The following is an 11,353-nucleotide window of genomic DNA, read 5'->3' as shown; positions in this document are numbered from 1 at the left end:
GGGGAAGACGCCCCTCGTCGAGTAGCGGAGGTCAGCAGTGAGCACTCGTGGCGTGGTGTACGTCCACTCGTCGCCGTCTGCGGTATGCCCGCACGTCGAGTGGGCGATCTCGGGCACCCTGGGTGGCCGGGTGGATTTGCGGTGGACGGCGCAGCCGGCCGCCCCTGGGCAGCTGCGTGCCGAGTGTGACTGGCGTGCGCCCGCGGGCACGGCCGGGAAGCTGGCTGCCGCGCTCAAGGCGTGGCCGATGCTCCGTTTCGAGGTCGCCGAGGAGCCGAGCCCCGGTGTCGACGGGCAGCGGTTCTGCTACGCGCCCGGCCTCGGGTTGTGGCACGGGCGGACCAGCGCGAACGGCGACATCGTGGTGGGGGAGGACCAGCTCCGCAGCCTCGTCGCCCGCAGCCGCGCCGGCGAGCAGCTCGCGCACAAGCTCGACGAGCTGCTCGGCGCGAACTGGGACGAAGCACTCGAACCGTTCCGCCACGCCGGGGACGGCGCCCCGGTCACCTGGCTGCACCAGGTGGGCTGATGGGCAAGGCACCCTGTCCCCGCGCTACGAACACGCGTGCACCGGGTGCGGACACGTGAGCACCGGGTGCGGACACTAATCTGGCGCCGTGCCGCTGACGCCGTCCAACAGCTCGCTGCGGTGGCTGCTGCCCGTGCTCGTCGTGGTGGTGTCGCTGACCGTCGGCGGCGGCCTGCTGACCAGGGAGCTGTACCACCGGCCCGCCGCAGGCGAGATCGCGGTGTCCCGCTCGGCGACGAGCTCGCTTCCCCCGGGGCGGGAGCCCGGCTCACCGCGGGTCGAGCTGACCGCCGACGCGGCCGCGCACCCGGACAGCGAACGGGTCCGGCAGGTGCTGCAGGCCCATTTCGACGGCATCAACCGACGCGACTACGACCTGTGGGCGAGCACGGTCGTCGAGGACCGCATCCGGGCGCAGCCGCGGCGGGAGTGGCTGGCCAACTACCGGAGCACCCGGGACGGCAGCATCCTCGTGCATCGCATCGAGCTGGCGCCGGAGGAGCGGCTGAACGTGCTGGTCGGTTTCACCAGCACCCAGGATGTCGCCGACGCGCCGCCGGAGTTGCCCGAAACGTGCATCCGGTGGCGGCTGACCCTGCCGCTGTCGCTGGAGGGCGACCGGTGGAAGCTCGACACCGTCCCGGCGGGCACAACGCCGGAACGCGAGAAGTGCTGACGCCTGCCGCCCTCGTGAGTGGCCACACGAGTTAGAACTCGCGTGGCCACTCACGAGTGCTACGCCGGGGTGAACAGCAGGGCGGTGTTGTGGCCGCCGAAGCCGAACGAGTTGCTGACGGCCGCGGAGAGCTCCACCTTGCGCGGCTCACCGGCGACGACGTCGAGCTCGACCTTCGGGTCCAGCTCCTCCAGGTTCAGCGTCGCCGGGACCAGACCGTGGTAGAGCGCCAGGATCGTCGCGATGCCCTCGACCGCGCCCGCACCGCCGACCAGGTGACCGAGTGCGCCCTTCGGGGCGGTCACCACGGGGTGCTCACCGATGGCCTTGCGGATGGCCGCGGCCTCGCCGATGTCGCCGACCACGGTCGAGGTGGCGTGCGCGTTGACGTGGCCGACGTCGGCAGCCGACAGCCCGGCCATCCGGACCGCCTCGTTCATGGCCGCGATCTGGCCGATGCCCTCCGGGTGGTTGCCCGTGATGTGGTGGGCGTCCGAGGTGATCCCGAAGCCGCCCAGCCGTGCGTACACGGTCGCGCCGCGGGCCGCGGCCAGGTCGGCACGCTCCAGGATGACCACACCCGCGCCCTCGCCGAGCACGAAGCCGTCCCGGTTGGTGTCGAACGGCCGGGAGGCGTGCGCCGGGTCGTCGTTGCGCGTCGACACCGTCCGGGCCTGCGCGAACCCGGCGATGGTGATCGGGTGGATGCAGGCCTCCGCGCCGCCTGCGATGACCACGTCGGCACGGCCGGTCTGGATCATCTGGTAGCCGAGCGCGATCCCCTCCGCGCCGGAGGCACACGCCGACGCCGGCGAGTGCACTCCGGCGCGGGCCCTCAGGTCGATCCCCACATGGGCGGCCGGGCCGTTCGGCATCAGCATCGGCACGGTCAGCGGCGAGACCTTCCGGATGCCGTGCTCCTCGAGCAGGTCGTCCTGGTTCAGCAGCGTGACCGGGCCACCGATACCGGTGCCGATGGACACGCCGAGGCGCTCCGGTACGACATCGGTGTGCTCGTCCGTCGGCTCCGTGAAGCCCGCGTCGGCCCAGGCCTGCCGCGCGGCGATGAGCGCGACCTGCTCACAGCGGTCGAGCCGGCGAGCCTGCACGCGCGGAATCCGCTCCGTCGGTTCCTCGGCGAGCGCCGCGCCGATCTTCACCGGCAGGTCGAACCGCTCGACCCAGTCGGCCTCGATGGTGCGGACGCCGCTGCGGCCTGCGAGCAGCCCGTCCCACGTGGACGCGACGTCCCCGCCGAGTGGCGTGGTGGCGCCGAGCCCGGTGACGACGACGTCGATCTTGCTCATCTGGAGTCTCCCCGAGGTGTGCGGGTGGTTATTTCGAGTTGGCCGAGACGTAGTCCACGGCGTCGCCGACGGTCTTGAGGTTGGCGAGCTCGTCGTCCGGGATCTTCACGCCGAACTTGTCCTCGGCCTGCACGGCGATCTCCACCATGGACAGCGAGTCGATGTCCAGGTCGTCCACGAACGACTTCTCCAGGCTCACGTCGTCCTGGGCCACGCCGGCGACCTCTTCGACGATCTCGGCCAGACCGGACAGGATCTCTGCTTTTTCCGCCACTGGGGATTCCCTTTCTGCTTTTCGCTCTGCTTGCGACACGGCGGGCCGGATGCCCGCGGGGGTAAGTGGTATCACGGGCAGATGATGACCTGGCCCGCGTACGACAATCCGGCACCGAAGCCGATCATGAGCACCACGTCGCCGGTGCGCACGGTCCCTGCGGCGCGCATGTGGTCCAGCGCCAGCGGGATCGAGGCCGACGAGGTGTTGCCGGAGTAGATGATGTCGTCGGCGACCACCATGTCCTCGCGCGCGCCCTTGGCGCGCAGCCGCTTGGCGATCGCCTCGACGATGCGCAGGTTGGCCTGGTGCGGGATGAGCACATCCACATCGGACGGTTCCAGTCCGGCCAGCTCCACCGCGCGCAGCGCGATCGGGGCGATCTGGGTGGTCGCCCACCGGAAGACCGACTGGCCCTCCTGGTGGATGTAGCGGTGCTCCCGCATGTAGATGGTGTCCACGAGGTCGCCCGCGCTGCCCCAGGCCACCGGCCCGATGCCGGGTTCGGTGGAGGGGCCGACCAGCGCCGCGCCCGCGGCGTCGGCGAAGATGATCGCGTTCGCCCGGTCCGTCGGATCCACCACGTCGGTGAGCTTCTCCGCGCCGATCACGAGCACCTTGTCGGCCGACCCGGCCCGGATGAGGTCCGAGGCCACGCCGAGGCCGTAGCAGAAGCCCGCGCACGCGGCGTTGAGGTCGAACGCACCCGCCGCCTTGATCCCGATCCGGTCGGCCACCTGGCCCGCGGCGTTGGGTATCGGCGAGGGCATCGTGCAGTTCGGCACGATCACGGTGTCCACTTCGGACGGATCCGCGCCGGCGTCGGCGAGGGCCTTGGCGCCCGCGGTGACCGCCATGTCGACCAGCAGCTCGTCCTTGGCGGCGAACCGGCGCTCGATGATGCCGACGCGCTCCCGGATCCACTGGTCGGTGGTGTCCATGGTCCTGGACAGGTCCTCGTTGGTGACCACCCGGTCGGGCTGGGTGCTGCCGATACCGAGCACGCGCGTGGCGGATGCGCCCTGGCTCAGCCGCAGCGCCGGTCGTTCACGGGTCATCGGGTCTCCTCCCGCCCCGCGACGAGCGCCGTCACGGCCTCCACGTCGTCCCGGGTCTTCACGGCGACCGCCTTCGTCACCGTGCCCTTGAGCTCGCGCTTGACCAGGCCGGTGAGCGTTCCGGCGGGCGGCAGCTCGACGGTGCCGGTGACGCCGAGCGAGACGAGGCCGTGCATCGTCAGGTCCCAGCGCACCGGGCTGGTCACCTGCCTGACGAGCCGGTCGAGGTACTCGGCGCCGTCGCGCACCACGGCGCCGTCGGCGTTGGACAGCAGGGGACGGGTGGGCGCGGCCGGGCTGATCTCCGCGGCGTAGGCCCGCAGCGCCTCGGCCGCCGGAGCCATGTACCCGGTGTGAAACGCCCCGGCGACCTTGAGCGGGCGCACCTTGGTGCCTTCGAGTGGCTCGGCGACGATCCGCTCGATCGCCTCGCGCGCACCGGAGGCGACGATCTGGCCCGCGCCGTTCCGGTTGGCGGCTTCGAGCCCGTTCTCGTGCAGCCAGCTCACCACCCGCTCGGGCTCACCGAGCATGACCGCGGCCATGCTGCTGGGCTCGATGGCGCAGGCCTTCGCCATCTCGGCCCCGCGGACGGCGGCCAGCGTGACGGCGTCCTCGGCGGGGAACACCCCGGCGATCGCGGCGGCGGCCAGCTCACCCACCGAGTGCCCCGCGACCGGGGCGTCCGCAGGCACCTCGTCGCGCAGCCGCTCGTAGGCGAGCAGTGAGCCGGCGACGATCAGCGGCTGGGTGATCGCCGTGTCCTGGATCTCCTCGGCGTCGGACTCGGTGCCGAGGCGCAGCAGGTCGAGCCCGCAGCGGTCGGACCAGTGTCGCAGCCGGTCACGGGCACCGTCGGCGTCGAGCCAGGGAGTGAGCATGCCGGGGGCCTGAGACCCCTGTCCGGGGCAGAGAAGGGCGATCACACTATCCAGGGAACACGTTCGGCGCGCTCCGCCGTGATGCCGCGAGTCACCAAGTCCACGCCGTGACGTTGTGGGAACCCTACAAATGTGACGAGGAGATGAACCGCGACGGGGGAAAAGAATTGTCGGGTTCGAGCACTTTACCGGTGAGTCCGGTCACGCCCGAACGGACTACCAGAGGCCGCGTGAGCGGGCGAGCCTGCCGACCGTGAGCGCGATCCGGAGCACCAGGCCGTCCCGCGGATCCGCCGGATGACGGCCGGTCAGCTCCGCCGCCTTGCGCAGCCGGTAGCGCACTGTGTTCGGATGCACGAACAACGTGCGCGCGCACGTCTCCAGCACGCCGCCGCTCTCCAGGTATGTCTCGATCGTCTCCAGCAGCGCAGGGCCCGCGTCCTCCAGCGGGCGCGCGATCTCCTCGATCAGCAGGCGCTCGGCCTCGGCGTCACCGGCCAGCGCGCGTTCGGGCAGCAGGTCCGCCGAGCGGGCCGGACGGGGGGCAGCGGGCCAGCCCACGACGGCGCGCAGGCCGGACAGTGCCTCCGCGGCGCTCAGATGCGCCTCGGCGAGGCTGGGCACCGTCGGACCTGCGACGACCGGACCTTCGGCGAAGGCGATGGACAGGGTGGACAGGATCGCCCGGTCCTTCGCCGTGCCCTCGGTGGGCCCGGCGACCACCACGACCAGCCGCGAACCCTGCACGCTGAGCAGCACCGGCCTGCCCGCCCGCGCGGCGCGGCTGCGGACCTCGAAGACGACGGTCGGGGGGTCGTCCGACGGTGGGTTGCCGACGAGGACGGTGGCGTTCGCGGCCGGGTCCCAGCCGAGTGCCGCGGCCCTGGACAGCACCGACTCCTCGGCGTCGCCGCGCACGATTCCGTCGACGACGAGGGCCTCGAGCCGGGCGTCCCACGCACCGCGTGCCTCGGCCGCGGCGGCATAGGAGCTGGCGGTGGCGAAGGCGACCTCCCGGCCGTAGCGGAGGATGCCCTCGGTGAGTGCCGCGCGCTCCTTGTCGTCGGCGGCGAACTCCGGCAGCTGCTCCTCGAACACCTCGATGGCCAGCCGCACGAGGCCGACCGCCTGCCGGAGGCTGATCCAGCGGGAGAGCTCCTGCGGTGCGGTACGGAAGGCCTCGGTGGTGAGCCGGAGCGCCTCCTTCGAGTCACGCAGCCAGCGCACGAAGCCGGCGGCCCCGCTCTGGGTGATGAGCACGACGCTGGCCCGCTGGTCGGCAGGCAGCCGGCTGAACCACGGGAGCTGTTCCTCCATGGCCGTGACACTCGCCTTGGCGAGCCGGCCGGAGGCCCGTTCCAGTTCCCGCAGGGTCTTGGCGGACAGACCGTGCCGCTTCGTCGGTGACATCGTGTCGTGATCCTACGTCGCGGCGCATCGGCACCCGGCCGTGCCACAAATACGAGACCGCCCGACGCGCTGCGGGTTCTCGCTGCGTCGGGCGGTCTCGTCTCCCCGGTCCCCACCGGTGATTCCACTATGGACCTTGTCGATCATCGGGCGCCAGTGGTCTCACCCGTTCGTGGCTCACTTGGATTGGGCCGATTCCGCAGCTCAGCGGCTTGCGGAGGGCGCCTCACGCGAGTGGGTGACAGCCTCGGTGCCGCTCAGCGCAGCGCCGCGTGCGCCGGCGTCAGCTCGCCGACGGAGCGCACGCCGAGCAACTGCATCGTCCGCACGATCTCGGTGCGCAGGATGTCGACGGCGCGCTGCACGCCCCGCTCGCCGCCCGCCATCAGGCCGTAGAGATAGGCGCGGCCGACCAGGCACGCGTCGGCGCCCATGGCGATAGCCGCCACGATGTCACCCCCGGAGAGGATTCCGGTGTCGAGCCACACCTCCGCATCGCCGCCCACGGCGTCGAGTGTCGCGGGCAGCAACTCGAGCGGGGTCGGTGCCCGGTCGAGCTGCCTGCCGCCGTGGTTGGAAAGGATCACCGCCTCGGCACCCGCCTTGACGACGTCGCGGGCGTCGCCGGGGTTCTGGATGCCCTTCACCACGAGCCTGCCCGGCCAGCACTCCCGGACCCAGGCCAGGTCGTCGTAGTTCAGGGTCGGGTCGAAGATCTCGTTGATGAGCTCCTGCGCGGTGCCGTCCCACCTGCTCAGCGAGGCGAATGTCAGCGGTTCGGTGCTGAGCAGGTTCATCCACCAGGCCGGGTGCATCGCGCCGTCGAGGAAGGTCCGCAGGGTCAGTGCGGGAGGGATCGTGAGCCCGTTGCGCACGTCGCGCATCCGGGCGCCGCCGACGGGCGTGTCGACCGTGAGCATCAGGGTGTCGTAGCCTGCCTCGTGCGCGCGTGCCATCAGGTCCCGGCCTGCGGCGCGGTCGCGCCAGACGTACAGCTGGAACCACCTGCGCCCGGCCGGTGCGGCACCGGCCACGTCCTCGATCGAGGTCGTCCCCATCGTCGACAGCGCGTACGGGATGCCCGCGCGCTCGGCGACCCGGGCGACCGCGCGCTCGCCCTCGTGGTGCATCATCCGCGTGAACCCGGTCGGGGCGAACGCGAACGGCAGCGCGGAGCGCTCGCCGAGGATCTCGACGCTGGTGTCCACATCGGACACCCCGCGCAGTACGTTGGGGCGGAACTCGATGTTGCGGAAGGCCTGCCTGGCCCGGCGCAGGCTGTCCTCGAGCTCGGCGGCGCCGTCGGTGTAGTCGAAGACCGCCCGCGGGGTGCGCCTGCGGGCGATCGCGCGCAGGTCACCGATCGTGTGCGCGGCCGCGAGCCGCCGGTCGGTGGGGTTCAGTACGAGTGGCTTCGGCCGCAGGATCTGCCCGAGCTCGGCAGGCCGTGGCACCCGGCGCCTGGTCACCATGTCAGCTCCTCGAGTTGCCATGAACGACCCGTTACTGGCGAAAAGTGCCAGTAACGGGTCGTTCATGGCAGTTGACCGGCTAGGCGGAGCCGGGGTCGGATGTCTGCGGGCCCGCGGCGGTGACGTCGTCGATGCGGTACCGGCGCGCCGCCTCGACCACCTTCGCCTGGTCGAGTTCGCCCCGCCTGGCCAGCATCGTCAGCACGGCCACCGTGATCGACTCGGCGTCCACCAGGAAGTACCTCCGCGCGGCCGGCCGGGTGTCGGAGAAGCCGAACCCGTCCGTGCCGAGCGTGAGCATGTCGGTGGGAACCCACGGCCGGATCAGGTCCGGCACGGCGCGCATCCAGTCCGACACCGCGACGACCGGGCCTTCCGCCTCACTCAGCGTCCGCGTCACGTACGGCACGCGGGGCGTGTCGGCCGGGTAGAGGAAGTTGTCCCGGTCGACCTCCACCGCCTCGCGGCGCAGTTCCGTCCACGAGGTCGCCGACCAGACGTCGGCCCGCACGCCCCACTCGTCGGCGAGCATCTCCTGCGCCCGCAGGGCGTCCGGCATGGTGACGCCGGAGACGAGGATCTGCGCCTTCGGGCCCTCGTCACCGGGCGCCGTCTGGTACCGGTAGAGCCCCTTCAGCAGCCCGTCGACGTCCAGGCCCTCCGGCTCCGCGGGCTGCTGGTACGGGTCGTTGTAGATGGTGACGTAGTAGAAGACGTTCTCGCCGTTGCCGTCCGGGCCGCCCTCGCCGTACATCCGGCGCAGACCGTCCCGCACGATGTGCGCGATCTCGAACGACCACGCCGGGTCGTAGGACACCACCGCCGGGTTGGTGGCCGCCAGCAGGAACGAGTGGCCGTCGGCGTGCTGCAGCCCCTCACCGGTCAGCGTCGTGCGGCCGGCGGTGGCGCCGAGCATGAACCCGCGCGCCATCTGGTCGGCCGCGGCGTACAGTCCGTCGCCGGTGCGCTGGAACCCGAACATCGAGTAGAAGATGTAGATCGGGATCATCGGCTCACCGTGTGTCGCGTACGACGTGCCGATCGCGGTGAACGACGCGGTCGAGCCCGCCTCGTTGATGCCCTCGTGCAGCAGCTGTCCCTGCTCGGACTCCTTGTACGCCAGCATCAGCTGAGCGTCGACCGACGTGTAGGTCTGCCCCTGCGGGTTGTAGATCTTGGCCGTCGGGAACATCGAGTCGAGGCCGAACGTGCGTGCCTCGTCCGGGATGATCGGCACGATCCGGCTGCCGATCTCGGCGTCCTTGGCCAGCTCGCGGACCAGCCGGACGAACGCCATCGTGGTGGCGACCTCCTGCTTGCCCGAGCCCTTGCGGATGGCCTCGTAGGTCTTGTCGCCCGGCAGCACCAGCGGTTTCGCCTTCGACCGGCGTTCCGGCAGGAAGCCGCCCAGCGTCTTACGCCTGCCGAGCATGTACTCGATCTCCGGCGACTCCTCGCCGGGGTGGTAGTACGGCGGCAGCTTCGGGTCGCGCTCCAGCTCCTCGTCGCTGATCGGGATGCGCTGGGCATCGCGGAACAGCTTCAGGTCGTCGAGGGTGAGCTTCTTCATCTGGTGCGTGGCGTTGCGCCCCTCGAACGCAGGGCCGAGGCCGTAGCCCTTGATGGTGTGGGCGAGGATCACCGTCGGCTGGCCGTGGTGCTCCAGCGCCGCCTTGTAGGCCGCGTAGACCTTGCGGTAGTCGTGGCCGCCGCGCTTGAGGTGCCAGATGTCGGCGTCCGACAGGTCCTTGACCAGGTCCTTCGTCCGCGGGTCGCGGCCGAAGAAGTGCTCGCGGACGTAGGCGCCGTCGTTGGCCTTGTACGTCTGGAAGTCGCCGTCCGGCGTGGTGTTCATCAGGTTGACCAGCGCGCCGTCGCGGTCGGCGTGCAGCAGCGCGTCCCACTCCCGGCCCCAGATGACCTTGATGACGTTCCAGCCCGCGCCGCGGAAGTAAGCCTCCAGCTCCTGGATGATCTTGCCGTTGCCCCGCACCGGGCCGTCCAGGCGCTGCAGGTTGCAGTTGATGACGAAGGTCAGGTTGTCGAGGCCCTCGCCGGAGGCGACGTGGATCAGCCCACGCGACTCCGGCTCGTCCATCTCGCCGTCGCCGAGGAACGCCCAGACGTGCTGGTCGCTGGTGTCCTTGATGCCGCGGGCGTTCAGGTACCGGTTGAACCTGGCCTGGTAGATGGCGTTCATCGGGCCGAGGCCCATCGACACCGTGGGGTACTCCCAGAAGCCGGGCATCAGCCGCGGGTGCGGGTACGACGGCAGGCCGCCGCCCTCGCCGGCGTGCGAGTGCTCCTGCCGGAAGCCGTCCAGCTGGTCGTCGCTGAGCCTGCCCTCGAGGTAGGCGCGCGCGTAGATGCCGGGGGAGGCGTGCCCCTGGATGAAGATGTGATCGCCGCCACCGGAGTGGTTCTTGCCGCGGAAGAAGTGGTTGAAGCCCACCTCGTAGAGCGCCGCGGAGGAGGCGTAGGTCGAGATGTGACCACCGACACCCACACCCGGCCGCTGTGCGCGGTGCACCATGACCGCCGCGTTCCATCTGATGTACGCGCGGTAACGGCGCTCGATCTCCTCGTCGCCGGGGAACCACGGTTCGTTCTCGGTGGGGATGGTGTTGACGTAGTCGGTCGCGGTCAGCGGCGGCACGCCCACGTTGCGTTCACGGGCGCGTTCCAGCACCCTCAGCATCAGGTACCTGGCGCGCTGCTGCCCGCCCCTGGCCAGCGCCGCGTCGAAGGAGTCCAGCCACTCGGCCGTCTCCTCGGGGTCGATGTCGGGCAGGTGCGCCGCCAGTCCGTCACGGATGACGCGGACACGCGCCGGGGCTCCCTGGCCGGAGGCGCCGTCGCGCCCGGCCTCGTCGTTCTGGGGGGCCAAGGGATCTCCTCGCCGATTGTTGCCGTTGTGTTTTGTGCTCGTTCGCCATCGTCGTCGCAAACGCGGCCCACGTCACCGCTACTGAACGGTAACGTTTGCCTCGCCCGGTCGCGCAGCGTTCGGCCTGCTGACGCCCCTGGTGAGGCCTCCCGTCTACCCTAGTTCAGAGCGCTCACGCAGGTTCCGCGCTGGCGTTCACAGGGCTGTTTTCGCTCGCTGACGTGCCGCCGCGTCCGGTTCCGCCGGCCACGAGTTGCCGACGATCCGGTGTGGACGGTTGCGCCGTGCGCCGCGCCAGTGTTCGCTAAGCCCATCCGTGTCCGAACGTGCGGCTGCGGGCTCCGTGAGGAGTGACGTGCCGCACATCGTCGTAGTTGGAGGAGTGAAAGTCGTGGTCGCCGCGGGAGACGCTGACCAGAACAGCGTCGCCGAGAGGCTTGGGATCAAGCCGGACATGGTGGTCCAGGAGATCGGCTGGGACGAGGACGTCGATGACGACTTCCGGGCAGCCATCGAGGAGCACGTCGGCGGTGAGCTGCTCGACGAGGACGCCGACGAGGTCATCGACGTCGTGTTGCTCTGGTGGCGGGACGGCGACGGCGACCTCGGTGACGCCCTGGTCGACGCGCGGGGGCCGCTCGACGAGAACGGCGCCATCTGGGTGCTGACCCCCAAGACCGGGCAACCGGGGCACGTCGAACCGAGCGACATCGCCGAGGCGGTGCCCACGGTCGGGCTGTCGCAGACCTCCAACATCAGCGTGGGGTCCGCCTGGACGGGAACGAGGCTGGTGCCGAGGTCGCGATAGGGTTGCCCGGTACGAGGATTCCTTTCAACGCGGGACGACCCATCGGGAGGA

Annotated in this window: 10 protein-coding genes; 3 read left to right on the top strand and 7 right to left on the bottom strand. The window is 70.8% G+C overall.

The window, feature by feature from the left end; genetic code table 11:
- Nucleotides 1-37 precede the first annotated feature (37 nt).
- Both JAP66_RS04400 and JAP66_RS04395 read left to right on the top strand, forming a co-directional pair.
- Nucleotides 38-529, top strand: a complete 492-nt coding sequence (locus tag JAP66_RS04400) for a DUF3145 domain-containing protein (RefSeq protein WP_199430248.1) — start codon at nt 38-40, stop codon at nt 527-529.
- Nucleotides 530-617: 88 nt separating this feature from the next.
- Nucleotides 618-1,205, top strand: coding sequence for a hypothetical protein (locus JAP66_RS04395; protein ID WP_307849432.1), 588 nt, complete (start codon nt 618-620; stop codon nt 1,203-1,205).
- 59 nt (nt 1,206-1,264) lie between these two features.
- Here the strand turns inward: JAP66_RS04395 and JAP66_RS04390 are convergent, their stop codons facing one another.
- The 7 genes from JAP66_RS04390 to aceE form a co-directional block, all read right to left on the bottom strand.
- On the bottom strand, nt 1,265-2,512 hold the full coding sequence (locus JAP66_RS04390; RefSeq protein WP_199430247.1) for a beta-ketoacyl-[acyl-carrier-protein] synthase family protein: 1,248 nt from the start codon (nt 2,510-2,512) through the stop codon (nt 1,265-1,267).
- Between the two features lie 28 nt (nt 2,513-2,540).
- Nucleotides 2,541-2,786: an acyl carrier protein gene (locus tag JAP66_RS04385; RefSeq protein ID WP_199430246.1), complete on the bottom strand. Its 246-nt coding sequence runs from the start codon at nt 2,784-2,786 to the stop codon at nt 2,541-2,543.
- A gap of 71 nt (nt 2,787-2,857) precedes the next feature.
- The gene (locus JAP66_RS04380) at nt 2,858-3,844 is read right to left on the bottom strand and encodes a beta-ketoacyl-ACP synthase III (protein ID WP_199430245.1); all 987 of its coding nucleotides are present in this window, start codon (nt 3,842-3,844) and stop codon (nt 2,858-2,860) included.
- Nucleotides 3,841-4,779, bottom strand: a complete 939-nt coding sequence (locus JAP66_RS04375) for an ACP S-malonyltransferase (RefSeq protein WP_210769727.1) — start codon at nt 4,777-4,779, stop codon at nt 3,841-3,843. Before JAP66_RS04375 ends, JAP66_RS04380 begins: the two co-directional genes overlap by 4 nt.
- A 162-nt stretch (nt 4,780-4,941) precedes the next feature.
- The gene (locus tag JAP66_RS04370; protein WP_199430243.1) at nt 4,942-6,135 is read right to left on the bottom strand and encodes a PucR family transcriptional regulator; all 1,194 of its coding nucleotides are present in this window, start codon (nt 6,133-6,135) and stop codon (nt 4,942-4,944) included.
- Between the two features lie 257 nt (nt 6,136-6,392).
- A complete protein-coding gene (locus tag JAP66_RS04365) occupies nt 6,393-7,604 on the bottom strand; it encodes an alpha-hydroxy acid oxidase (RefSeq protein ID WP_307849455.1) in 1,212 nt (403 codons plus the stop codon).
- An 82-nt stretch (nt 7,605-7,686) separates the two neighbouring features.
- Complete coding sequence (aceE, locus tag JAP66_RS04360) at nt 7,687-10,494, bottom strand: pyruvate dehydrogenase (acetyl-transferring), homodimeric type (RefSeq protein ID WP_199430241.1); 2,808 nt, start codon at nt 10,492-10,494, stop codon at nt 7,687-7,689.
- A 391-nt stretch (nt 10,495-10,885) separates the two neighbouring features.
- Here aceE and JAP66_RS04355 point away from each other — a divergent pair, with 391 nt between their 5' ends.
- Entirely contained in the window at nt 10,886-11,302 is a 417-nt protein-coding gene (locus JAP66_RS04355; protein ID WP_199430240.1) for a DUF3052 domain-containing protein, read from the top strand.
- Nucleotides 11,303-11,353 lie beyond the last annotated feature (51 nt).

The sequence above is a fragment of the Qaidamihabitans albus genome (assembly GCF_016464705.1).
Classification (GTDB): Bacteria; Actinomycetota; Actinomycetes; order Mycobacteriales; family Pseudonocardiaceae; genus Qaidamihabitans; species Qaidamihabitans albus.
The sequence above is the reverse complement of the archived record's forward strand: the minus strand, read 5'-3'. Positions and strand labels throughout refer to the sequence as shown.